Below are 22561 nucleotides of genomic sequence, written 5' to 3' on the forward strand. Positions count from 1 at the left end.
CGGACACGAAAGTAGCAGCTACAACCGGCAACCGATCAGGATCGGTTCGGGTTGCAATGTGATACCAAACACATCACGGACGCCGTCGCGTACCGTGCGGGCCAGTAGCATCACGTCGGCCGCCGTCGCGGTGCCCCGGTTGGTCAACGCCAGCGCGTGCTTGGTGGACAGCCGGCACGGGGCGGTCTCCCCGGTGAGGGCCGGATCCGGATACCCCTTGCCGAACCCGGCGTGCTCGACCAGCCAGCCCGCGGCCAGCTTGACACCGCCCGGCGCCGGATAGTGCGGCACCGGACCGTCCACCGCCGCCGCCAGCCGTTCGTAGGCGTCCGGTGCGACCACCGGGTTGGTGAAAAACGACCCCACGCTCCAGGTGTCATGGTCGGTCGGGTCGAGCACCATGCCCTTGCGCGCCCGCAGTGCCACGACGGCCGCGCGGACGGATTGCGGATCGGCACGCTCGCCGCTGGCCGCACCCAGCGCCGCCGTCAGTTCGCCGTAGCGCAACGGCGCGCTGCGGCCCGAGGCATCCAGCGCGAACTCCACCTCCAGCACCACGGCCGGCAACCGCAGCCCGTCAGCCCGCTTGAGCACGCTGGTGCGGTAGCCGAAGCCCAGCGCATCGCCTGGTACCCAGTGCACTTGCCCACTGCTGCGGTTCAACAGCCGTACCCGGCTGATGACGTCGGAGACTTCCACGCCGTACGCCCCGACGTTCTGCACCGGTGTCGCACCGGCCGATCCGGGTATTCCCGACAGACATTCCAACCCGCCCAGACCGTGGTCGATGGCCCTGAGCACAACGTCGTCCCATACCGCGCCCGCCTCGGCGCGCACCAGGTTGCCGTCGACGGTGATGCGGGCATTGGCCAGCCGCACCACGGTCAGGTCGGCCACGGCATCGCCGATCACCACATTGGATCCGCCAGCAAACACCAGCACCGGCTCACTGTTTTCGGCTCGGACCTCGGCGTCCAGCTGGCGCAACACCGCTACCACCTGATCGCTGGTGGCGCAGGTGATTACGCGCCGCGCCACGGGTCCCACCCGCAACGTCGTCAGGGGCGCCAGCGGCACCGACTCCTCGACACACGCGCCGGCAAAGCGTGAACCAATCACGGCCCGTAACGGTAGCCTGACCAGCTATGCCGCGTTCATTCGACATGTCGGCCGACTACGAAGGCAGCGTCGAAGAAGTTCACCGGGTTTTCCACGATGAGGAGTACTGGCGGGCCAGGCTGGCGGAAACCCCGGTCGACATTGCGACCCTGCACTCGATGCGCGTAGGCGGTCAGTCGGGAAGCGAAGGCACCATCGAGGTGGTCACGCTGCAGACCGTGCACCGGCACAACCTTCCGGGTTTGGTCACCCAGTTGCATCGGGGCGACCTGTGCGTGCGGCGCGAGGAAATGTGGAGCCCGGTGACCGACGGCATCGCCACGGCATCCATCGCCGGATCGATCGTGGACGCTCCGGCCAACCTGTGGGGCACCGCCGTGCTGGCTCCCAACGCCGACTCGGGCGGCGCCCGGCTGTCGCTGCAGGTAACCATCCAGGTACGCATTCCGCTGATCGGCGGCAAGCTGGAGAGCATCATCGGCACCGAACTGCGCCAGCTGGTGACGTTGGAGCAACGCTTCACCACGCAGTGGATCGCCAACAACGCCTAGCCACCGGCGTGGGTGTCGGCGGCTCCTAAGCTGGCCGGTATGCGGATCGCGTTGGCGCAAATCCTCAGCGGCACCGACCCGGCGGCGAACCTGCTCCTGGTGCGTGAGTACGCGGACCGGGCTGTCGACGCCGGCGCCGAGCTGGTGGTGTTTCCCGAGGCGACGATGTGCCGGTTCGGGGTGCCGCTGACACCGATCGCCGAGCCCCTCGACGGCCCCTGGGCCAGCGGTGTGCGGCGGATCGCGACCGAGGCCGGCATCACCGTGGTCGCGGGCATGTTCACTCCCGCCGATGACGGGCGGGTGATGAACACGCTGGTCGCGGCTGGTCCGGGGACGCCGAATCAGCCCGACGCGCACTACCACAAGATTCATCTCTACGACGCGTTCGGCTTTGCCGAGTCGCGTACCGTCGCCCCGGGACACGAGCCGGTGGTGATCACGGTCAACGACGTGCGGGTAGGTTTGACCGTTTGCTACGACATCCGCTTCCCGGCGCTCTACACCGAGCTGGCGCGGCGCGGCGCTTCGCTGATCGCCGTGTGCGCGTCCTGGGGCTCGGGTCCCGGCAAACTCGACCAGTGGACATTGCTGGCCCGGGCCAGGGCGCTGGACTCCACCAGCTATGTCGCCGCCGCGGGTCAGGCCGACCCGGGCGGTACGCCCACCAGCTCGGGTGCGCCCACCGGCGTGGGCGGCAGCCTGGTGGCTTCGCCGTTAGGGCAGGTGGTGGCGTCGGCCGGCGCCGAGCCGCAACTCCTGGTCGCCGATATCGATGTCGAAAACGTGACCGCGGCCCGCGACAGCATCGCCGTGCTGCGCAACCACTCAGATTTCATTCACATTGATAGGGCACAATCGCGTAGGTGACGAACCCGCAAGGGCCACCCAACGAGGGCCCGTCGACATGGTCGCGTCCCGGCAATCCAGGTCCTTTTGGCCGGCCTCCAGCGCCTACCGATCCCTCCGGCGGACAATTGCGTCCCGGCGGGCCTGGTGGCACCCATGCCCAGGATCCGGCTACTCAGGCCGGACCGGGGGCCGGCCAAGCAACCCAGCCGACCGAGCACTTGGCTGCAGCCAGCGCCGGTGCACAGCGACCGGCGCCACCGCCGGCGGCCGCGGCCGCGACCAGGACGACTCCGCTGGCCAAGCCGCAAGGAGACGCCGAATCGGGAAAACCCCAACGGAAACGCCGCTGGCGTCGCGACCCGTTGTCCATCTTCCTCCTCCTGATCATCGTGTTTTCGCTGGTCGTCGCTGGGCTGATCGGAGCCGAGCTGTACGTCCGTCATGAAGCCAACAGCAAGATCGCCGAAGCGGTGGCATGTGAGGTCAAGGACAAGGCCAGCGCTTCCTTCGGTGTGGCTCCGTTGGTCCTGTGGCAGCTCGCGACCAAGCATTTCACCAACATCTCGGCGGAGACGGCGGGCAACCAGGTTCGTGATGCCAAGGGCATGAAGCTGCAAATCGACATTCGGGACGTCCAGCTCAGAGACACCCCCAATTCCCAGGGCACGGTGGGTGCGCTCGATGCCACCGTCACGTGGACGTCTGAGGGCATCAAGGAATCGTTCCAGAACGCGATACCGGTGCTAGGTCCGTTCGTTTCCAACACCGTGACGACCCATCCCAGAGACGGCACAGTCGAAATGAAGGGCTTCCTCGACAACATCGTGGTCAAGCCGCAGGTGACCGGAAACGGACTGCAACTGCCGATTGTCACGTTCAACGCGCTGGGCTTCACGCTGCCCAAGGAGTCGGTGCAATCGATGATCGACGACTTCTTCAACAAGCTGACCAAAGATTTCCCGTTGGGTATTCATTGGGACAGTGTGCAGGTCACCGATACCGGTGTGGTTGCTCACCTATCGACCCGCAACGCCACCATCCCCGCCGGCGGCGAGCAGGATCCCTGTTTCGCCAACCTCTGAGGCCCGTCAGTCGGGGCTGAGCCCATCGAGAACCGAACGGGTTCCGGACAGGCCCAGTCGGGTGGCGCCGGCGCGCAGCATGGCGACGGCGTCGGCGGCGGTGCGGATGCCGCCACTGGCCTTGACCCCCAGACGACCGCCGACGGTGTCGGCCATCAGTGCGACGGCGGCCACCGTCGCCCCGCCCGCGGGATGAAACCCCGTCGACGTCTTGACGAAGTCGGCGCCGGCGCCTTCGGCGACCCGACATACGGCTCTCAGCAGGTGCTCCCCGGCCCGGTCCAACAACACCGCCGACTCGACGATCACCTTCAGCGCGGCCCCGGCCGTCGCGGCGCGCACCGCCTCGATGTCCGTCCGCACCGCAGCCAGGTCTCCGGCCAGCGCAGCGCCGATGTCGATCACCATGTCGATCTCGACTGCTCCCGACGCGACGGCCTGCGCCGCCTCGTGCGCCTTGACCGCTGACAGGTGCTTGCCCGACGGGAAACCCGTCACCGCCGCGATCCGCACCCCACCGGCGCCGAGCGCGGTGCGCGCGGCCGGCACCATCGACGGCGAGACACACACCGCGTAGACGCCCAGCTCGGCGGCTTCTCCGACCAGTGCCGCCACGTCGGCAACGGTCGCCTCGGGCTTGAGTAGCGTGTGATCGACAACCGCCGCCAGCTGCCGCCGGGTCGGCGGGCCCGGCATCAGAACTGCTCTTCGGTGCCACCCGGATTGCACCCGGAGGCGAGCATCTGCTCGTCGTCGACGACCGGCCGCCACGGCTCGAGGTTCCAGCTGATCTTCCCGGGTTCTGCGACCTCGGCCAGCTGCCAGTGACAGTCGAACTGTGCCCGCATGCCGGGTGTGTCGGCGTCTGGGGCCAGGCCGAGCACCTCCGCCCAGGCCTGGTCGGCGGCTGCGGCGCTGCTGCCGGGGTCGCGGGAAGCCGCGCGACCGGATGGCGTCGGGTAGACCCGCAGGCTGCTCAGACGCCCCGAATATGCCCATTGGGTGTGGTCGACGAACCGCGGCGAATGTACCGGGTCAGTTTGTTCAACCGCACCGCCGCCGGAGCCGGCTTCCGCGGGAACAGCGCACAGCACGCCGACAAGCACCACTGCCGGCGCGGCCACCAGGGCTTTCATCCGGTCAGCGGGACTTACCCTGGATTTCCAGAAGCTTGGGCCGCACGTCGACCAGATAGACTCCGGCCGCACAGGCGGCGATTGCCATCCCGAGCACGCCGAAGACGAAACCGAGGATGGAAGTCAGCGCCACCGCCGCCCCAAGGATCACCAACCACACCGGCTTGGTCAGCTTTTCTGCGGCGGTATAGGCGTCCGGTCGCTGCAGCGCCGCATGCACGAAGGCATACACCGCCGTCACCAGGACGGCGATCTGCAAGACCAACATGACGGTACCCACAAGGTGGCTCACGCTTAAAGAGTATGCGGGCACCGCCCAAAACGTCGACTCCGAGTCGCCCAGCGGGGCGACTCGGACCTACAAAAAAGTCGACTCCGAGTCGCCCAGCGGGGCGACTCGGAGTCGAGTCGAGGGTCGCCGGCCTACTTTTGGGTGACCTTCTTGGCCGGAGCCTTCTTGGCAGGCGCCTTCTTGGCCGGAGCCGCCTTCTTGGCCGCAGCCGGGGCCTTCTTGGCCGGAGCCTTCTTACCTGACTCCGCCTTCTTCGGCAGCTCGATGCCGACCAGCTTGGCGGCACGCTCACCGACGGCGCGGGTCTGCGACGCGACGGTGCCCAGCGCCTCCTGGGTCAGCTCGACGGCCTGGTCCACGTAGCCCTCGGCACGAGCCGACGCATCCTCGAAGACCGGCTGGCTGCGCAGCCGCTCGAGGGCGGCCTCGCCGCGCTGGACCAGTTCGTTGTACCGGTTGGTGGCAGCCTCGAGGTAGCCCTCGGCAGCCTTGCGCAGCTCCTCGGCGGTAAAACGCTCACGGAGTTCGCTGAACTGCTCGGGAAGGTCCTCCTGCAATTTGGTCAGGCGGGCGCGACTCTCCTCGACGCGGGCCTCAACGCGGGTACGGGTGTCGGTGCGGGTCTCTTCGGCACGCTCGCGCAGGTTGGCGATCAAGTCGTTGACGGTGGCCAGAGCCAGATCGGCGGCACCAAGCGCGGCGAGCAACGGAGCCCGCAGGTCCTCGATGTTCGGGTTTTCAGCCATGGTGTTTCCTTTCATCAATTGTTTCGTTATTGGTGTTATCGCATCGTGATATGAAGTTGGAGCAAGCGTCGGCTCCTCTGGCGGAGTAGTCAAGACCCGCGGATTGACCTGGCACGCGACTTGCTGAAGACCTCCTGATGTGTCGGGTCGGTTGGTGATCGAGTTCGTCGTTGTCCGGGCCGCGTTGTCGGGTCGGTCAGGCGGCTTGCCCGAAACAGAATTCCCCGTCCCTCTTGGGTTGCCCGGCGGCCGTCGATCTAGACCTCACCTGACGTCGGATCTGACGGCCGACAAGCTGATCATTCGTCAATGTCGGATGGGCTCGAACACTCCTCACGGGTGGCTTCGTTCTGATGGGTGAACGAGGCGTAGATATCCAGCAGGATCTGCTTTTGACGCTCGGTGATCGCCGTGTCGGTGATGACGGCGTCACGGACTTGGCTGGTCTCGCTGGGCTCGAGAATCCCGGCCCGCACATAAAGAACCTCGGCGGAAACCCGCAGCGCCTTTGCGATCTGGGCCAGAACGTCTGCCGACGGCTTACGCAGGCCACGCTCTACCTGGCTCAGGTACGGATTGCTGACACCGGACCGCTCGGCAAGTTGCCGCATCGAGACCTGCGCCGTTTCGCGTTGTGTCCGGATGAAGCTGCCGATGTCGGAGGCTCTGGAAGTCACACTGGACACCTTCGCGCCGAACTTCTCCTCCGGCGGCATTGGTGCGCTCCTTACATGCTGTTTGATCTTGACGCACTCAGGGTACGGACCGGTGCTTGCTTTTGCAAGCGCTTGTTAGCACCCCTAGAAGAAGAGCTGAGCGATGGCGTAGATGGCCAGCCCCGCCAATGCGCCTACCACAGTGCCGTTGATCCGAATAAATTGCAGGTCGCGGCCCACATGTAATTCGATTCGCCGACTGGCTTCCTCCGCGTCCCAACGTTCGATCGTGTCGGTGATGATCGCTGTGATCTCCACCCCATATTGCGAAACCAGGTGTTGGGCGGCCCGAACCATCCAGTCGTCGACCTTGTCGCGCAACTCGGCATCGTCGCGCAGTGATTCGCCGACCCGGATCGCCGTGTCGGCGATCCGGGTGCGCACGCTGCTGGACGGGTCGTCGACGCCCTCGAGCACCAGCCGTTTGAGCGTCTTCCATGCCGCCGCGGCGGCGTTGGCGACCTCGTCGCGCGCCATCAGCTGTGCTTTGACCGCATCGGCACGCGCGATGGTGGCCGGGTCGTTTTGCAGGTCGTCGGCGAACTCGAACAGAAAGCGCGTCGCTGACCGGCGCAGCTCGTGATCGGGATTACGGCGAACCTTATCGGTGAAGTCCATCAACTCGCGATGGATACGGTCGCCCACCAGATGGTCGATGAATCGCGGCGACCAGGTCGGCGAATCGCGTTCTACCACCCGCTGAATGACCACCCCGGCATTCAGCGACCATTGAAATGCGCGGTCGGCCAGCAGCTGGATCAGCGCCTCCTGCCGGTTCTCGGACAGCACCGTCTGCAGCATCCGTCCTACCGGCGGGCCCCACTGCGGCTCGGCGATGCGGCGCATGATCATGCGGTCGATCAGCTGGTGGATCTCGTCGTCGTTGAGCAGCTCCACTAGTACTCGCAGCACCGTGGCCGTCTCGGCTGCCACCCGACGGGCGTGCGCGGGATCCGACAGCCACTTCCCCAGCCGGCTGGGCACTTGCGCGTCGCGCAGTTTGGTCTCCACCACCGGCCCGGACAGGAAGTTCTCCCGGACAAAAGTGCCCAGGCCCTCGCCCAGCTGGTCTTTCTTGCGCTTGATGATGGCGGTATGCGGGATCGGAATGCCCAGCGGATACTTGAACAGCGCAGTGACCGCGAACCAGTCGGCCAGCGCTCCCACCATGCCCGCCTCAGCAGCCGCGCCGACGTAGCCAACCCACAGTGGTGCCGTGCCATCCGCCTGCGCACATCTGCAGGCGAGAAACACCACCGTGGCGCCAAGCAGAAAACTCAACGCCACCAATTTCATCCGCCTCAGCGCCCGCCGGCGCTCGGCGTCCGCCTGCGGATCGGCCCCGGCGAACGACTCCGCCAGGGACAGCCGGCGCACCCCGGCCGGCGGCGTGCTCACCTCAAGCCTCGGCGGCGAACCCGACGCGTCGACTCTGTGTGCCACCACACCATCATCCGCTATCGCGGCGACTAGTTAGTGCGACGGCACTCTTCCCGAGCTTCACGCACAGATAGCCGATGAGTCATATGAGCCCCCGCACGCCGTAGTATCGACTGCGTCTAGTGAATGGGAATCGGCAGAGAGTGACAGAGCATATCCCGGCCGTGACGGGCAAAACGGATGGGCGCAAGCGGCGCTGGCACCAGCACAAGGTGGAGCGGCGCAACGAACTCGTCGATGGGACAATCGAGGCCATTCGCGTCCGCGGCCGCTTCCTGAGCATGGACGAGATCGCGGCGGAGATCGGCGTTTCCAAGACGGTGCTCTACCGCTACTTCGTCGACAAGAATGACCTGACGACCGCGGTGATGATGCGGTTTGCGCAGACCACGTTGATTCCGAATATGGCCGCGGCGCTGTCATCGAACCTCGACGGCTACGAGCTGACCCGCGAAGTCATCCGTGTTTATGTGGAAACGGTGGCGTCCGAACCCGAGCCGTACCGGTTCGTGATGGCCAACAGCTCGGCCAGCAAGAGCAAGGTGATCGCCGACTCCGAGCGGATCATTGCCCGCATGATCGCGGTGATGCTGCGCCGCCGCATGCAGGAGGTCGGCATGGACACCGGCGGGGTGGAACCGTGGGCGTATCTGATCGTCGGCGGCGTTCAACTGGCCACCCACTCCTGGATGTCGGCGCCGCGAATGACCAGCGACGAGCTGATCGACTACCTGACGATGCTGAGCTGGAGTGCGTTGTGCGGGATCGTGGAGGCCGGCGGATCGCTGGAAAAGTTCCGCGAGCAGCCACATCCAACGCCGATCGTGCCGCCATGGCGACCGGTGGAATAGGTGCACCGCGCGGCAGGGCCGTGCCGGTCCGGATCCAAGGGCGGTTGCCATGACCGTTGCAGACTGTTCGCAACGGCTAACATGCTTGAGGGGCATCCGGGGGGAGACCAGGGTGCGCTGAGCCACGCCCTGTGAAGCAGAAAGGCCCGACCGCTATGTCTGTGCAGCTCACGCCGCATTTCGGAAACGTCCAAGCCCACTACGACCTGTCCGACGACTTCTTCCGGCTGTTTCTGGACCCCACCCAGACCTACAGCTGCGCATACTTCGAGCGAGACGACATGACGCTGGAAGAGGCGCAGCTGGCAAAGATCGACCTTTCGCTGGGAAAGCTCAAGCTCGAGCCCGGGATGACATTGTTGGACATCGGCTGCGGCTGGGGTGCCACCATGCGGCGAGCCATCGAAAAGTACGACGTCAACGTCGTGGGCCTGACATTATCCGAGAACCAGGCGGCCCACGTCCAGCAGATGTTCGACAAGTTGGACACCCCCCGCACCAGGCGGGTGTTGCTGGAAGGGTGGGAAAAATTCCACGAGCCTGTCGACCGGATCGTCTCGATCGGCGCTTTCGAGCACTTCGGTCGTCAGCGCTACCCACGCTTTTTCAAGATGGCTTACAACGTACTGCCCTCTGACGGCGTGATGCTGCTGCACACTATCGCCCGCCCGACCTTCAAAGAGGGTAGAGAGCGCGGCGTAAGGCTGACCCACGAAATTGTCCACTTCACCCAGTTCATCCTCGCCGAGATCTTCCCTGGCGGTTGGCTGCCAACCATCCCCTCGGTCGAAGAGCACGCAGCTGCGGCCGGATTCAAAGTGACCCGGGTTCAGTCGTTGCAGCTGCACTACGCAAAGACACTGGACACTTGGGCAGCGGCGTTGGAAGCCAACAGGGAGAAGGCGATCGCGATCCAGTCCGAGAAGGTCTACGACCGCTATATGAAGTACCTCACGGGTTGCGCGAAACTGTTCCGCGAGGGCTACACCGACGTCGACCAGTTCACGTTGGAGAAGTAGCGTCGCTCCGGCACGTCGCTACACGTCAATACGTGTAGAAACCCCGACCGGATTTCTTACCCAGCTGGCCTGCCTCGACCATCCGCAGCAATAGCGGCGGCGGTCCGTACAGCGGCTCCTTGAACTCCTCGAACATCTTGTCCGCGATCAGCTTGAGCGTGTCGAGGCCGACGAGGTCGGACAAGCGCAACGGTCCCATCGGATGCGACAGCCCGGCAACGACGGCCTTGTCGACATCTTCGACCGTGGCGAACCCGGCTTCGACCATCCGTATCGCCGACAACAGATACGGCACCAGAAGGGCGTTCACCACGAAACCGGATCGGTCGGTGCAGCGCACCACCTGCTTGCCCAGGACGGTGCCGGCAAACTCCTCGATGCGTGCGGCAGCGGCCTCGTCGGTGACCAGCGTGGTGACCAACTCGACCAGCGGCAGCACCGGGACCGGATTGAAGAAGTGCAGACCCAACACTCGCTGAGGGTTCTTCGTGGCCGCGGCGATTCTCATGACCGGGATGCTGGAGGTGTTGGATGCCAGCACCGCGTTGGGATCGGTGACGACTCGGTCGAGTTCAGCGAAGATCGCGGCCTTGATGGCTTCGTCCTCGACCACGGCCTCGATCACCAGTTGCCGGTCGGCCAGGTCACTCAGGTCCGTGGTGAAGGTCAAGTTGCTCAGCGCGCGGTCCCGCTCGCGCTCTGTCACCTTGCCCGCGCTGACGCCTCGCTCCAGCGATTTCACGATGCGGTTGCGTCCGGCGGTGACCAGCGCCTCGGTCGTCTCGAACACCGTCACTTCGACGCCCGCGCGGACCGAGACCTCGGCGATTCCGGACCCCATCTGGCCGGCCCCGATCACCCCTACCCGCTGGATCGCTGCGTCACTCACTGTTACCTCTTCCGAATCGGATTGTCCTGCACCGCAGTAGGCCCCGCCCAGGTTGGCTGGGCAGGGCCTACGCTGTCAACTTCTCCTGCGAGCAGACACAGACTCGCATCAACTGCGCAGCAGAAGTGCGAGTCTGCGACTGCTCGGCCAGCTCAGTGGAACTGGCCCTCTTCGGTCGAACCGGCCAGCGCCGTGGTCGACGACGTCGGGTCCACCGTGGTGGCGATCCGGTCGAAGTAGCCGGCACCGACCTCGCGCTGGTGCTTGGTGGCGGTGTAGCCGCGCTCCTCGGCGGCGAACTCGCGCTCCTGCAGCTCGACATAAGCGCTCATCTGGTTGCGGGCGTAGCCGTAGGCCAGATCGAACATCGAGTAGTTGAGCGCGTGGAAACCGGCCAGCGTGATGAACTGGAACTTGAAGCCCATCGCACCCAGCTCCTTCTGGAACTTGGCGATGGTGGCGTCATCGAGGTGCTTGCGCCAGTTGAACGACGGCGAGCAGTTGTAGGCCAGCAGCTGGTCGGGGAACTCGGCCTTGACACCCTCGGCGAACCGCTTGGCCAGCTCCAGATCCGGAGTAGCCGTCTCCATCCAGATCAGGTCGGCGTACGGCGCGTAAGCCTTGGCGCGGGCGATGCAGGGCTCCAGGCCGTTCTTGGTGCGGTAGAAGCCCTCGGCGGTGCGCTCGCCGGTGATGAACGGGCGGTCGCGCTCGTCGACGTCGGAGGTGATCAGCGTGGCCGCCTCGGCGTCGGTCCGGGCGATGACGACGGTGGGGACACCGGCGACGTCGGCCGCCAGCCGCGCCGAGGTCAGCGTGCGGATGTGCTGCTGGGTGGGTATCAGCACCTTGCCGCCGAGGTGGCCGCACTTCTTCTCCGAGGCCAGCTGGTCCTCCCAGTGGGTGCCGGCCACACCGGCGGCGACCATGGCCTTCTGCAGCTCGTAGACGTTGAGCGCGCCGCCGAAGCCGGCCTCACCGTCGGCGACGATCGGCACCAGCCAGTTGTCGACGGAACGGTCGTTCTCGACCTTGGCGATTTCGTCGGCGCGCAGCAGCGCGTTGTTGATGCGCCGGACGACCTGCGGCACCGAGTTGGCCGGGTACAGGCTCTGGTCGGGGTAGGTGTGGCCCGACAGGTTCGCGTCGCCGGCGACCTGCCAGCCCGACAGGTAGATGGCCTTCAGGCCGGCGCGCACCTGCTGGACGGCCATGTTGCCGGTCAACGCGCCCAGCGCGTTGACGAAGTCCATCTCGTGCAGCTGCTCCCAGAGCACCTCGGCGCCGCGGCGGGCCAGCGTGTGCTCCTCGACGACGTGGCCCTGCAGGGCGACGACATCCTGGGGGGTGTAGGTGCGGGTGATGCCCTGCCACCGGGGGTTGTGGTCCCAATCGTGCTGGATTTGCTCAGCGCTCTTCGGGGTGCCAACCACAGACATTGGACTGCTCCTAACGGTCACTCAATTTGCTGGACTGCTGAGACCACGGCGCGACCGCGACGGTGCGGAGGGCCCAGCTTCACTGGTGTGCTAATCCGACCATGGCACAGCCAGCTAACCTGGTCTACCCATTTCATTTGCCAAGTTCAGCAATGACTTTCGGCGATTTTGCTAATTTTGCAAAGTCGCCACTCAACTGAACCGTTACAGAACCTACCCGCCGGTAACGGTAAAGCCGCAGGTCAAGACGCGGATTTGCGGTAACGGGCCGGTACTAGCGGGCGAAGATGGCTGCGACGGCTTTCGTCTCATCGCCAACCGCATATGTGAGCGTTGTAACAGTACGGTCAGCCAGCCCGGAACCGAATTGTTCGGTCGAGCCGGGCGGATGAACGTGCGAGATGATCTCCAGCTTGTCGCCCAGCGCCACCGGCGCCTCGTGCTCGATGGTCACCCGCAACGGCCCCGCCAACAGGTCGGTGTGGCCGGCCAGGTAGTCCTCGATCACGCTCCAGTACACGGAGTTGTTCATGTGGTCGAACAAGTCGATGTCGGTGACCCGGACCGGGAACTCGTGGATTTCGGTGGCGTCATCACGGCTGCCCGGCTTGAGATAGCCCTTCCACCGCAGCCGGTCAACCGAAGTTGTCTTGTGCAAACCCGCCAGGAAGTCGTCGGCAATGCGCGCCGGCATCTCGGTTTCCCGGTTGACGTGGATCCAGAACGCTTCGGATTCGATCAGCCCGCCTTTGCGTCCGTCTATACGAACACGCATCTCGCACCACCGGTTGGAGGTTCCCGAACACCACCGTCGGCACCGCAGCATGTCCTGGAACTCGATCGGCCGGATCATGTCCACCATGGTGCGCCGGACTATCCACAGCGGATGGGTCTCCTCGAAGCCCATCTCGCGCAACTGGTCCTGGCCGATGTCCTGGATGTGCCGGCACGCCGCGTCCAGCCGCAACCGGCCGGTGCGGTCGATGTCGCCGACCCGCAGTGGCCACTCGCGATCGAACACGCTGGGGTGACCGTCCGGCACCGGCATCAATTCTTTGTCCAGGCTCACGGCTCTACTCCCCGTTCCTCCTCGTGCGAACCCCAGGTTGACCCTGAAAGCCTGATGCGAATCATGCCAACGACGCCTTGAAAACACCAATCGGAACACTGGGGGGCGCCCATATGCGAACTCTGCGAAACATGGCTTAGCACAGCCGGTACGCTCGGTGAAGTGTCCAAGACGTTCGTCGGGTCCCGGGTCCGCCAGCTGCGCAGCGAGCGCGGGTTCAGCCAGGCGGCGCTTGCCCAGATGCTGGAGATCTCGCCGAGCTACCTCAACCAGATCGAGCATGACGTCCGGCCGCTGACCGTGGCGGTGCTGCTCCGGATCACCGAGGTGTTCGGCGTGGACGCGACCTTCTTCGCCTCCCAAGACGACACCCGGCTGGTCGCCGAGTTGCGGGAGGTCACCATGGACCGCGACCTGGATATCGACGTCGACCCGACCGAAGTCGCCGAGGTGGTCAGCGCACATCCGGCCCTGGCGCGGGCGATGGTCAATCTGCACCGGCGGTACCGGATCACCACCGCACAGCTGGCCGCCGCCACCGAAGAGCGCTTCTCCGACGGCAGCGGCACCGGGTCGATCACCATGCCGCACGAAGAGGTACGCGACTACTTCTACCAGCGGCAGAACTACCTGCATGAGCTGGACACCGCCGCCGAGGACCTGACGATCCAGATGCGGATGCACCATGGCGATCTGGGCCGCGAGCTGACCCGACGACTCACCGAGGTGCACGGGGTGCACATCAACAGGCGGATCGACCTCGGCGACGGCGTGCTGCACCGCTACGAACCCATGTCCAAGACGCTGGAGATCAGCAATCACCTCGCCCCCGGTCAGCAATTGTTCAAGATGGCCGCCGAGCTGGCTTTCCTCGAGTTCGGCGACCTGATCGACACCCTGGTCGAAGAGGGCAAGTTCACCAGCGACGAATCCCGCACGCTGGCCCGGCTGGGGCTGGCCAATTACTTCGCCGCGGCCGCGGTGCTGCCCTACCGTCAATTCCACGATGTCGCCGAGAATTTCCGCTACGACGTGGAGCGCCTGTCGGCGTTCTACTCGGTGAGCTACGAGACCATCGCGCACCGGCTGTCGACATTACAACGGCCGTCGATGCGCGGCGTGCCATTCTCCTTCATCCGGGTTGACCGCGCCGGCAACATGTCGAAACGCCAGTCCGCCACGGGTTTTCACTTCTCCTCCAGCGGCGGAACCTGCCCGCTGTGGAACGTCTACGAGACGTTCGCCAATCCGGGCAAGATCCTGGTGCAGATCGCCCAGATGCCCGACGGCCGCAACTACATGTGGGTGGCCCGCACCGTGGAGCGACGCGCCGCCCGGTATGGTCAGCCCGGCAAAGCCTTCGCGATCGGACTGGGTTGCGAACTTCGCCACGCGCACCGACTCGTCTACTCGGAAGGACTCGACTTGTCCGGGGATCCGAACACCGCCACACCGATCGGCGCAGGTTGCCGAGTATGCGAACGTGACAACTGTCCGCAGCGGGCCTTCCCCGCGCTCGGCCGCGCGCTCGACCTCGACGAGCATCGCAGTACCGTGTCCCCCTACCTGGTCAAGCAGCCATGACCGGGGACCAGGTCGCGCGCATCCCGTCGGGCCGGTTACGCCAGCTGGGGCCGATCAACTGGGTTCTCGCGAAGCTGGGAGCACGTGCGGTCCGAGCGCCGGAAATGCACCTGTTCACCACACTGGGCTACCGCCAGTCGCTGTTCTGGGCCTGGCTGCTCTACGGCGGCCGGCTGCTGCGCGGCCGGCTGCCCCGAATCGACACCGAGTTGGTGATCCTGCGGGTGGCGCATTTGCGATCATGCGAATACGAGCTGCAACACCATCGCCGGATGGCGCGCGCCGCCGGGTTGGACGCGCAGACACAGGCCACGATCTTCGCGTGGCCCGACGTTCCGGTGGGCGACGGGCCCCGAAAGGTACTCAGCGCCCGGCAGCAGGCGCTGTTGAAGGCGACCGACGAGTTGATCAAGGACCGGTCGATCACCGCCGAAACCTGGCAGCAGCTGGCGAGTCACCTCAAACAGCGGCAGCTGATCGAATTCTGCATGCTGGCAACCCAATACGACGGGCTGGCGGCGACGATAACGGCGCTCAACATTCCGTTGGACAACCCGCGCTAGCGGTTCAGATATCAGAAATAGAGGTCGGCCAGCACCGCCAACGTCAGCGCCACGGGCAGAATCGGCAGGCCGAACGCGAAGGCCGCCCACAAGTGGTTGCTGCGCCAGCGCAGCAGCAAGCCGCCCAGCACGGCACCGACGGCCAGCACGCCCGACAGCATCAGCACCACCATGCTCCAGCTGCTCACCGTGGTGAGGTCCTCGCCGATCGAAATGGCCACCAGCCACAGCACGTAGCCGGTGGCCAGACCGCCGATGCCACCCGCGAGGGTCTCGGTGCGAATCATTGAGGTGACTCAGAAGTTGATCATGTGCCCGGTCAGGCCATGGAAGCACTCCTGCAGCGCCTCCGACATCGTCGGGTGAGTGTGGACGTTACGTGCCAGTTCGGTGGCCGTCAGATCCCACTTCTGTGCCAGGGTGAGTTCGGGCAGCAGTTCGGACACGTCGTGGCCGATCAGGTGCCCGCCCAGCAGTTCCCCGTGCTTGGCGTCGGCCACCAATTTGGCGAAACCACTCGGGTCGCCCAAGCCGTGCGCCTTGCCGTTGGCGGTGAACGGGAATTTCGCCACCACAACGTCATAACCTTCGTCGCGGGCCTGCTGTTCGGTAAGCCCGAAGCTGGCGACCTGGGGTTGGCAGAACGTAGCCCGCGGCAACATCCGGTAGTCACCCAACTCCAAAGTCTCTGCGCCGGCGATGGTTTCGGCCGCGACCACGCCCATGGCCTCGGCGACATGGGCCAGCATCAGCTGCCCGGTGACATCGCCGATGGCGTAGATGTGGCCGACGCTGGTCTGCATGTACTCGGTGATGCCGATGGCCTTGCGGTCGGTCAGCGCAACGCCGGCCTTGTCCAGCCCGTAGCCGTCGACATTGGGCGCAAAACCGATGGCCTGCAATACTTTCTCGGCCTTGAGCTCCTCGGTTTTGCCGTCCTTGCTGACCACCACCGTGACCTCGGAGCCGTCGTCGGTGATCGATTCGCACTTGGTACCGGTGAGAATCTTGACGCCCAGCTTCTTGAATTGCTTCTCGATCTCCTTGGAGACCTCGGCATCTTCGTTGGGCAGTGCCCGCGGCAAGAATTCCACGATGGTCACGTCGACGCCGTAGTTCTTGAGCACGTAGCCGAACTCCATCCCGATGGCGCCGGCGCCGGCGATGATGATCGACTTCGGCAACTCCCGGGACAGTATTTGTTCCTCGTAGGTGACCACGTTGGCCGACAGCGACGTGCCGGGCACCAGCCGGGTGCTGGCGCCGGTGGCGATGATGGCGTTGTCGAAGGTGACCTCTTGGGTACCGCCGTCGTTGAGATCGACCGAGAGCGTGTTGGCATCGGCAAACCTGCCGTAGCCGTGGATCTCGGTGATCTTGTTCTTCTTCATCAAGAAATGCACCCCGGCGACGCGACCCTCGGCCACCTTTCGGCTCCGGTCGAAGGCGATGCCGTAGTCGAAGGTGGCCTCACCGCTGATGCCGAAAGCCTTGGCGTCCTTGGTGAAGATGTGCACCAGTTCGGCGTTGCGCAGCAACGCCTTGGACGGAATGCAGCCGACGTTGAGGCAGACGCCGCCCCAGTACTTCGGTTCGACGATTGCAGTGTTCAGACCGAGCTGCGCGGAACGAATAGCGGCCACGTATCCGCCCGGACCGGCTCCGAGGACGACGACGTCATAGTGAGTCACGGGCACTACCCTAATGGCTCCAATGCCTGGACCGGGACCGAGTCACGGCAGTCGCGATAGCGATCACCACAGATCACCACAGCCGTTGACACCTATGGCGGCGACTGGCATAGCCGGCACGATCCGCTCGATGTGTGAAAACCGATCCGCAACGCGGGGCGACGAAGTCGCTGGCAGCCGCCGGAAGACGCTGCAAGTCGTTGGAAATCGGTCGTGACGATGCGGCAGTCGCCGGTCACCCCGAACGGTGCGCGCCGTCCGATCGGCCGCGACGCTACTTAAATTTCGTTCGTCGATTCGACGCGGCACCGGGGGCCGCGACTTTAGAATTGACGCAATCGAAAGAAGTGGGCGCAATGGGGTTTACCGATATCCGAGAGCATCGTTTTGGCCGGGCCGATCACCGGTCTGGCCCGGGGACACCGGCACCGAGGACACCGGCACAAACATGGCCACGATGCTCGCGGTAAGCGCGCTGCCGCCGCGGTCGTTCACTACGATCGAACGATGTATTGCGACGCTGCCGCCCATTGAGGAGGTTTGGGCGACGCTGCCCGGCGCCGCGGCGACGGCTCAACTGAAGCGGCGGGAAAACCTGCTCGATGTCGGGACTCTTTCCTGTGCAGCGATCGAACTCCTGCATGGCATCATTTCCAGCCTGGGCATTTACCACGCGATCATTCGCCATCCGCCCTCCGTGAAAGCCAGCACCAAGCAGACCCTGATAGCGGGCGGGCTCAACGGCACCGTGCTGCTGGTCAACAAGACGATGACGGTGCGGCTGGACCACCAGCACTTTCTGTTCACCGGGGCGGGCGATTTCACCATCAATCGCCGGTTGTTACACCGCGTCGCCGCAGAACTGGGCCTTGCCAGACGTGCGGTGAAAGATTGCCGGATCAATCCGGCGGATTACGGTCCCGAATCAGAGCTAGGGCTATTGAAAGGTATGGTCTCGCCTTTCATCTCACCCGCGATATCACGGCCCACATTGCAAGGGGTAGTGCTCATTGCGCCAACGGAGGTTGATCGGGCCGAAGGGCACATGGTTGCGATATCGCTCTCGCCATTTGAGAGTCTGGTTGTGCGGCTCGCCGACTTGCCTGCATTGGTACAGCACTACGCGGCGCTCGCATATCCCGACCTCAACAGGATCACGCTTGGTGCCGAACTCGGCGGGGTCGGAAGGCTTCGCGGATAGTCGGCCAAGCGCTGACTCCAGGATGGTGTTTGTCGAAGGTGACCGTGGCTCACGATTCCCAGCACCGGGTCGCTGCTTAGCCACATCCGCAACACCGGCCTCTGTCGGAGGTGCCGCTCGGCGTCCCCACCTGCGCGACAACCTCATTCGCAGCACGGCGCGACCGAAACTGCCGCTCACAGCTGGGCACATCGGGTGCCGACCGGCGCAGAGACACATGTGACAGTCGTGGTCAATGCGACGAGGCCCCGACGATGAATCCGCCCGAACCGGCTCCGAGACGGCCACGCGATAGCGAGTCACGAGCACTGGCTTGATGGCCCGCTACGCAGGGAGCTCAACTCCCTATTGCAGTAGCACCATACAATCATACAGTATACGATACACACTACTGGTCGCCTATTCGTCGTGGCCAACGGCCGCCTCACGGCAACGCCAGTCAGGCGCGGCAGTGGAGCATCGCGCAAGCCTGCTGATCAGGGTGCTGGCGTGATCGGGTTTGCCGGGACCACGCCCGCCGGGGCGGTGGTGCAGGCCGGCGGGTTGACCACGATCGGCGGTGGTGAGTCGGGTGGTGGCGCGCGGGTGCCAATGCTGCCGGCCGGTTGGGAGCCGGGTTTGCTCGACGCTGCGCACACCTTGCCCGTGAGCGCCTAATACGGGATGACGCCAACCAGACAGTGGCCTACCCGCTCGCAGTAGTAGTAGCCGTACAGCGTTGCCGCCGCGGCGACAGAGGCAAACGGCCCCGACATCACCCCAAGCGACAACGCCGCGATCATGGGCCGGCCCTGCACCATCGACAGAATCAGGCCGCCCACGGTGCACGCGACCACATAAACCAGGACGACAAAGACGGCCGCCGTCTTATCCAGGGTGTGATACCACCAATAGAACAGACTCAGCCCGATCTCGGCCGCAGCGAACCACGCGCCGAGGATGACCAGCAGCAACTTCCACCACTTCAGGTACTGGTAGCGGCCGGGCACCTGCACCGGTGTGGCAGCCGACTCGCCCGCCGACGCGTCAGTGGATGCCTCCGCGACCGGCGGGGTCGACGACGGGCTTTGCGGTTCCTCCTTGGGCTGCGTCGTCGTCGAGTCCGCCTTCTCCGCTTGGGCGGCCACCACGGGCAAGGGCTGCGAGCCGGTGTCGAAATCGGGCACAAACGGCGCCGTCCCCGGGTCCGAAACGTGATCTTGGTCAACCTCTTTGTCAGCCACCGGTTGCCACCTGGATCGCCACAAGCACTCCGAACCAACCCGGCGCCATCGCGAGGATGAAGGCGCCCAGCGTCGTCACCCAACGACGCCCGGAAAACAGGATGATCGCCAGCCCGAGCACGCTGGGAATCCCGACGACCAGCGCAATGACGATGTCCGGCCGCATCGGCGTATGGACCAAGACGGTTCCCGCCACGCCCGCCAGCAAGCCGACCGCGTTACCAACCAGCATGGCGCTCGTCAGCAGCCGCGCACGTGGAAGGGGAATCACGTTGTACGACCTTACTGCGGTTACGCCCCAGTGGTCCGGCACGCTCCCGGCGCGTTGTCGGCGACAACCTCACCACGTACCGGCGGCCGCTCGCCCCGCGCGTAAGCCAGGCCGGTGATCACCGGAACAGCTTCTACCAGGGCCTTCTCTTCGTCGGTGAAGACCCGGCCGCGACTGAGAAAGCGCACACCCTCGGGGGCTTCCAGGCTGAACCCGCTGCCGCGGCCCGGCACCACGTCGATAACCAGTTGGGTGTGCTGCTCTCGATACTGAGCCTGGTACTGCGGACCGGAGATCCATACCGGCACGCCCGCTTCCGTCACATCGAGCACGCCGAGCAGGACGTCGCGGTCACCGACGAGGAAGTCCCCTTGCGGGTAGCACATCGGCGAGGACCCGTCGCAGCAGCCGCCGGACTGGTGAAACATCAGCGGACCGTGCCGGTCGTGCAGCCGGGCCAGCAACTCGGCGGCCGACGCGGTGATGACCGCGCGGGTGGGCGGGTTCATCACGACAGCCCGAGCATCACAACAGCCCCATTGTCAGAACAATCCCAGCGCCTTGTCGGAATAGGACACCATCAGGTTCTTGGTCTGCTGGTAGTGGTCGAGCATCATCTTGTGGCCCTCCCGGCCGAAGCCGGACTGCTTGTAGCCGCCGAACGCCGCGTGCGCGGGATAGACGTGGTAGCAGTTGACCCACACCCGGCCGGCCTGAATGTCGCGCCCGGCCCGGTAGGCGGTATTGCCGTCGCGGCTCCACACACCCGCTCCCAGACCGTAGAGGGTGTCGTTGGCAATGCCGATCGCATCCTGGTAGTCGGTGAACGACGTGACCGCCACCACCGGGCCGAAGATCTCCTCCTGGAAGATTCGCATCGCGTTGTTGCCGGCGAAGATGGTGGGCTGCACGTAGAACCCGCCGGCAAGGTCACCTCCGAGGTCGGCGCGCTCGCCGCCGGTGATGACCTTGGCTCCCTCCTCCTTGCCGATCTCGATGTAGGACAAGATCTTCTCGAGCTGGTCGTTGGAGGCCTGCGAGCCCAGCATCGTCTCGGTGTTCAGCGGATCGCCTTGCCGAACCGCCTTGGTTCGGATCGCGGCCAGCTCCAGGAACTCGTCGTAGATGTCGGCCTGGATCAGGCTGCGCGACGGGCAGGTGCACACCTCGCCCTGGTTGAGCGCAAACATGGTGAAGCCCTCCAGCGCTTTGTCCTGGAAATCGTCGTTGGCGGCCATCACGTCGGAGAAGAAGATGTTGGGGCTCTTGCCGCCGAGTTCCAGGGTGACCGGGATCAGGTTCTGGGAGGCATATTGCATGATCAGCCGACCGGTCGTGGTCTCGCCGGTGAAGGCCACCTTGGCGATCCGGTTGCTGGACGCCAGCGGTTTTCCGGCCTCGAAGCCGAATCCGTTGACGACGTTGACCACACCCGGCGGCAGCAGGTCAGCGATCAGCGACATCAGATAGAGCACCGAGGCCGGCGTCTGCTCGGCGGGTTTGAGCACCACCGTGTTGCCGGCGGCCAGCGCCGGCGCCAATTTCCAGGCGCCCATCAGGATCGGGAAGTTCCACGGAATGATTTGGCCGACCACTCCGAGCGGCTCGTGGAAGTGGTAGGCGACGGTGTTCTCGTCGATCTGGGAGAGCGTGCCCTCCTGGGCACGGATCGCCGCAGCGAAATACCGGAAATGGTCTGCGGCCAGCGGAATGTCGGCGGCCAGCGCTTCCCTGACCGGTTTGCCGTTGTCCCACACTTCGGCCACCGCCAGCGCGGCCCGGTTTTCGTCGATGCGGTCGGCGATCTTGTTCAGGATCGCCGCCCGCGCGGCGGGCGCGGTCTTGCCCCACCCCGGCGCCGCGGCGTGCGCGGCGTCGAGCGCCTTGTCGACGTCGGCCTCGTCGGAACGCGGTATCTCACAGAACGGCTGGCCGGTCACCGGCGTCAGGTTTTCGAAGTAGCGGCCCTGGGCGGGTGCGACCCATTCGCCGCCGATGAAGTTCTCGTACCGGGATTCATACGACATCAGCGCACCGGTGGAACCCGGACGTGCAAAGACGGTCATCTGCTCGGCTCCTCTGTCAACCTCAGATCAACGATGTAACACAGTTCACAGTAGCGCTGTTGCAGTGAGGTACCGGATTCGTCGTCAGATACGCCGCCCGGCACGGACGCCTCGGCCGACGATGTCGTTGAGGGTGGCCAGGGCTGTCTCCAACGGCACACCGCTGGCCTCTTCAATCCCGGCGCGAACCACGCCCCACCCCATCTCGAACAGCACCGCCGCGGTGGTGTCCGGATCGATGTCGGCGCGCAGCGTCCCGTCGCGGCGACCTTCCTCGAGGATCTCGCTGAGCAGCGCCCGGATGCGGCTGCGCTGGATGTCGGCAGCCAGTGCCGCGGGCCGGCCGTCAACCAGGTTCGAGTCGCCGAGCAGCGAGGCACGCAGCAATTCATCGTGACCGTAATGTTCGGCGGTCACCTGAACCAGGGCGGCGAGCCGGCGGGGCACGCTGCCCTCGGCATGAAGGGCAGCCGTGGCCCGCGTCACGAAGCGCTCTACCGAGGCCTCGATGACCGCGAGGTACACCGATTCCTTGGAGTCGAAGTGCAGGTAGAGGCTGCCCTTGCCGGTGCCGGCCCGACGGGTGATGTCGTCGACGGTGGTCCTGCGGTACCCGAAACGCCGGAACTGCTCCTCAGCGGCCGCCACCAGACGCTCGCGCGGTGGGGGGCTCGCGGCGACCGGTGCCATGTCGCTCATCATAGCGATTGACGATTACTGACCAGACTTGTAGTTTGGTCAGTCAATCTTGAATTCGTGAG

At 65.1% G+C, this 22561-nt stretch carries 26 protein-coding genes; 9 read left to right on the forward strand and 17 right to left on the reverse strand.

The window, feature by feature from the left end; genetic code table 11:
• Positions 1-18 precede the first annotated feature (18 nt).
• A complete protein-coding gene (locus CDN38_RS10405) occupies positions 19-1143 on the reverse strand; it encodes a UDP-N-acetylmuramate dehydrogenase (RefSeq protein WP_075513276.1) in 1125 nt (374 codons plus the stop codon).
• A 2-nt stretch (positions 1144-1145) separates the two neighbouring features.
• Between CDN38_RS10405 and CDN38_RS10410 the strand changes: the two genes are divergently transcribed.
• Genes CDN38_RS10410 through CDN38_RS10420 form a run of 3 tightly spaced genes read left to right on the forward strand, consistent with a single transcriptional unit; the run spans position 1146 to position 3604 of the window.
• Complete coding sequence (locus tag CDN38_RS10410; RefSeq protein ID WP_075513277.1) at positions 1146-1670, forward strand: DUF2505 domain-containing protein; 525 nt, start codon at positions 1146-1148, stop codon at positions 1668-1670.
• A gap of 39 nt (positions 1671-1709) precedes the next feature.
• Positions 1710-2540 (forward strand): carbon-nitrogen hydrolase family protein, encoded by an 831-nt coding sequence (locus CDN38_RS10415; RefSeq protein WP_075513278.1) that lies wholly within the window; start codon positions 1710-1712, stop codon positions 2538-2540.
• On the forward strand, positions 2537-3604 hold the full coding sequence (locus CDN38_RS10420) for an LmeA family phospholipid-binding protein (protein ID WP_075513279.1): 1068 nt from the start codon (positions 2537-2539) through the stop codon (positions 3602-3604). The genes CDN38_RS10415 and CDN38_RS10420 overlap by 4 nt, the downstream gene beginning before the upstream one ends.
• A 6-nt stretch (positions 3605-3610) precedes the next feature.
• On the opposite strand, the gene deoC is transcribed toward CDN38_RS10420, so the two are convergent.
• From deoC to CDN38_RS10450, 6 genes are all read right to left on the reverse strand, one after another.
• Complete coding sequence (gene deoC, locus CDN38_RS10425; RefSeq protein WP_075513280.1) at positions 3611-4300, reverse strand: deoxyribose-phosphate aldolase; 690 nt, start codon at positions 4298-4300, stop codon at positions 3611-3613.
• Positions 4300-4740 carry a DUF2599 domain-containing protein gene (locus tag CDN38_RS10430; protein ID WP_075513281.1) on the reverse strand — a complete coding sequence of 147 codons (441 nt, stop codon included), beginning with the start codon at positions 4738-4740 and terminating at the stop codon, positions 4300-4302. Before CDN38_RS10430 ends, deoC begins: the two co-directional genes overlap by 1 nt.
• Positions 4741-4744: 4 nt before the next feature.
• On the reverse strand, positions 4745-5032 hold the full coding sequence (locus CDN38_RS10435) for a DUF2516 family protein (protein ID WP_075513282.1): 288 nt from the start codon (positions 5030-5032) through the stop codon (positions 4745-4747).
• Positions 5033-5163: 131 nt separating this feature from the next.
• Positions 5164-5778 carry a heparin-binding hemagglutinin HbhA gene (gene hbhA / locus CDN38_RS10440; protein WP_036398732.1) on the reverse strand — a complete coding sequence of 205 codons (615 nt, stop codon included), beginning with the start codon at positions 5776-5778 and terminating at the stop codon, positions 5164-5166.
• A 299-nt stretch (positions 5779-6077) separates the two neighbouring features.
• Positions 6078-6494 carry a helix-turn-helix domain-containing protein gene (locus CDN38_RS10445; RefSeq protein ID WP_075513283.1) on the reverse strand — a complete coding sequence of 139 codons (417 nt, stop codon included), beginning with the start codon at positions 6492-6494 and terminating at the stop codon, positions 6078-6080.
• Between the two features lie 84 nt (positions 6495-6578).
• Entirely contained in the window at positions 6579-7940 is a 1362-nt protein-coding gene (locus CDN38_RS10450) for a DUF445 domain-containing protein (protein ID WP_075513284.1), read from the reverse strand.
• Positions 7941-8077: 137 nt separating this feature from the next.
• On the opposite strand from CDN38_RS10450, the gene CDN38_RS10455 reads away from it, so the two are divergent.
• Entirely contained in the window at positions 8078-8785 is a 708-nt protein-coding gene (locus tag CDN38_RS10455; protein ID WP_075513285.1) for a TetR/AcrR family transcriptional regulator, read from the forward strand.
• Positions 8786-8940: 155 nt separating this feature from the next.
• On the forward strand, positions 8941-9804 hold the full coding sequence (pcaA, locus tag CDN38_RS10460) for a cyclopropane mycolic acid synthase PcaA (protein WP_075513286.1): 864 nt from the start codon (positions 8941-8943) through the stop codon (positions 9802-9804).
• Positions 9805-9829: 25 nt separating this feature from the next.
• On the opposite strand, the gene CDN38_RS10465 is transcribed toward pcaA, so the two are convergent.
• The 3 genes from CDN38_RS10465 to CDN38_RS10475 all read right to left on the reverse strand — a co-directional run bounded on the left by CDN38_RS10465 (position 9830) and on the right by CDN38_RS10475 (position 13201).
• Positions 9830-10693, reverse strand: a complete 864-nt coding sequence (locus CDN38_RS10465) for a 3-hydroxybutyryl-CoA dehydrogenase (RefSeq protein ID WP_075513287.1) — start codon at positions 10691-10693, stop codon at positions 9830-9832.
• 152 nt (positions 10694-10845) lie between these two features.
• Entirely contained in the window at positions 10846-12132 is a 1287-nt protein-coding gene (aceA, locus tag CDN38_RS10470) for an isocitrate lyase (protein ID WP_075513288.1), read from the reverse strand.
• A gap of 274 nt (positions 12133-12406) precedes the next feature.
• On the reverse strand, positions 12407-13201 hold the full coding sequence (locus tag CDN38_RS10475) for an acyl-[acyl-carrier-protein] thioesterase (RefSeq protein ID WP_036411682.1): 795 nt from the start codon (positions 13199-13201) through the stop codon (positions 12407-12409).
• A gap of 162 nt (positions 13202-13363) precedes the next feature.
• On the opposite strand from CDN38_RS10475, the gene ramB reads away from it, so the two are divergent.
• Together ramB and CDN38_RS10485 are read left to right on the forward strand one after the other, a co-directional pair.
• Entirely contained in the window at positions 13364-14785 is a 1422-nt protein-coding gene (gene ramB / locus CDN38_RS10480) for an acetate metabolism transcriptional regulator RamB (protein WP_075513289.1), read from the forward strand.
• Positions 14782-15348, forward strand: a complete 567-nt coding sequence (locus tag CDN38_RS10485; protein WP_075513290.1) for a carboxymuconolactone decarboxylase family protein — start codon at positions 14782-14784, stop codon at positions 15346-15348. Before ramB ends, CDN38_RS10485 begins: the two co-directional genes overlap by 4 nt.
• A gap of 11 nt (positions 15349-15359) precedes the next feature.
• Here CDN38_RS10485 and CDN38_RS10490 read toward each other — a convergent pair whose 3' ends face one another.
• A complete protein-coding gene (locus tag CDN38_RS10490) occupies positions 15360-15635 on the reverse strand; it encodes a hypothetical protein (RefSeq protein WP_075513291.1) in 276 nt (91 codons plus the stop codon).
• A gap of 9 nt (positions 15636-15644) precedes the next feature.
• On the reverse strand, positions 15645-17039 hold the full coding sequence (gene lpdA, locus CDN38_RS10495; RefSeq protein WP_075513292.1) for a dihydrolipoyl dehydrogenase: 1395 nt from the start codon (positions 17037-17039) through the stop codon (positions 15645-15647).
• Between the two features lie 448 nt (positions 17040-17487).
• Here lpdA and CDN38_RS10500 point away from each other — a divergent pair, with 448 nt between their 5' ends.
• Together CDN38_RS10500 and CDN38_RS29390 are read left to right on the forward strand one after the other, a co-directional pair.
• A complete protein-coding gene (locus CDN38_RS10500) occupies positions 17488-18240 on the forward strand; it encodes a hypothetical protein (RefSeq protein WP_075513293.1) in 753 nt (250 codons plus the stop codon).
• A gap of 408 nt (positions 18241-18648) precedes the next feature.
• Complete coding sequence (locus CDN38_RS29390; RefSeq protein ID WP_267888313.1) at positions 18649-18897, forward strand: PPW family C-terminal domain-containing PPE protein; 249 nt, start codon at positions 18649-18651, stop codon at positions 18895-18897.
• Here the strand turns inward: CDN38_RS29390 and CDN38_RS10505 are convergent.
• The 5 genes from CDN38_RS10505 to CDN38_RS10525 all read right to left on the reverse strand — a co-directional run bounded on the left by CDN38_RS10505 (position 18894) and on the right by CDN38_RS10525 (position 22490).
• Positions 18894-19463 carry a hypothetical protein gene (locus CDN38_RS10505; protein WP_075513294.1) on the reverse strand — a complete coding sequence of 190 codons (570 nt, stop codon included), beginning with the start codon at positions 19461-19463 and terminating at the stop codon, positions 18894-18896. The genes CDN38_RS29390 and CDN38_RS10505 overlap by 4 nt on opposite strands.
• Positions 19456-19734 carry a putative holin gene (locus CDN38_RS10510; RefSeq protein WP_082277395.1) on the reverse strand — a complete coding sequence of 93 codons (279 nt, stop codon included), beginning with the start codon at positions 19732-19734 and terminating at the stop codon, positions 19456-19458. Before CDN38_RS10510 ends, CDN38_RS10505 begins: the two co-directional genes overlap by 8 nt.
• 20 nt (positions 19735-19754) lie before the next feature.
• A complete protein-coding gene (locus CDN38_RS10515; protein WP_075513296.1) occupies positions 19755-20243 on the reverse strand; it encodes a DUF779 domain-containing protein in 489 nt (162 codons plus the stop codon).
• A gap of 33 nt (positions 20244-20276) precedes the next feature.
• Positions 20277-21800, reverse strand: coding sequence for an acetaldehyde dehydrogenase ExaC (gene exaC / locus CDN38_RS10520; RefSeq protein WP_075513297.1), 1524 nt, complete (start codon positions 21798-21800; stop codon positions 20277-20279).
• 84 nt (positions 21801-21884) lie between these two features.
• Complete coding sequence (locus CDN38_RS10525; RefSeq protein ID WP_161951707.1) at positions 21885-22490, reverse strand: TetR family transcriptional regulator; 606 nt, start codon at positions 22488-22490, stop codon at positions 21885-21887.
• Positions 22491-22561 lie beyond the last annotated feature (71 nt).

It is taken from the genome of Mycobacterium ostraviense, assembly GCF_002705925.1.
Lineage (GTDB): Bacteria > Actinomycetota > Actinomycetes > Mycobacteriales > Mycobacteriaceae > Mycobacterium > Mycobacterium ostraviense.

Coding starts and splice junctions, on each gene's coding strand:
- CDN38_RS10515 (WP_075513296.1), bottom strand. CDS start 20,243: ATGAACCCGCCCACCCGCGCGGTCATCACCGCGTCGGCCGCCGAGTTG.
- CDN38_RS10500 (WP_075513293.1), top strand. CDS start 17,488: ATGGCCACGATGCTCGCGGTAAGCGCGCTGCCGCCGCGGTCGTTCACT.
- CDN38_RS10445 (WP_075513283.1), bottom strand. CDS start 6,494: ATGCCGCCGGAGGAGAAGTTCGGCGCGAAGGTGTCCAGTGTGACTTCC.
- exaC (WP_075513297.1), bottom strand. CDS start 21,800: ATGACCGTCTTTGCACGTCCGGGTTCCACCGGTGCGCTGATGTCGTAT.
- CDN38_RS10430 (WP_075513281.1), bottom strand. CDS start 4,740: ATGAAAGCCCTGGTGGCCGCGCCGGCAGTGGTGCTTGTCGGCGTGCTG.
- CDN38_RS10410 (WP_075513277.1), top strand. CDS start 1,146: ATGCCGCGTTCATTCGACATGTCGGCCGACTACGAAGGCAGCGTCGAA.
- pcaA (WP_075513286.1), top strand. CDS start 8,941: ATGTCTGTGCAGCTCACGCCGCATTTCGGAAACGTCCAAGCCCACTAC.
- CDN38_RS10525 (WP_161951707.1), bottom strand. CDS start 22,490: ATGGCACCGGTCGCCGCGAGCCCCCCACCGCGCGAGCGTCTGGTGGCG.
- deoC (WP_075513280.1), bottom strand. CDS start 4,300: ATGCCGGGCCCGCCGACCCGGCGGCAGCTGGCGGCGGTTGTCGATCAC.
- CDN38_RS10490 (WP_075513291.1), bottom strand. CDS start 15,635: ATGATTCGCACCGAGACCCTCGCGGGTGGCATCGGCGGTCTGGCCACC.
- CDN38_RS10485 (WP_075513290.1), top strand. CDS start 14,782: ATGACCGGGGACCAGGTCGCGCGCATCCCGTCGGGCCGGTTACGCCAG.
- CDN38_RS10415 (WP_075513278.1), top strand. CDS start 1,710: ATGCGGATCGCGTTGGCGCAAATCCTCAGCGGCACCGACCCGGCGGCG.
- hbhA (WP_036398732.1), bottom strand. CDS start 5,778: ATGGCTGAAAACCCGAACATCGAGGACCTGCGGGCTCCGTTGCTCGCC.
- aceA (WP_075513288.1), bottom strand. CDS start 12,132: ATGTCTGTGGTTGGCACCCCGAAGAGCGCTGAGCAAATCCAGCACGAT.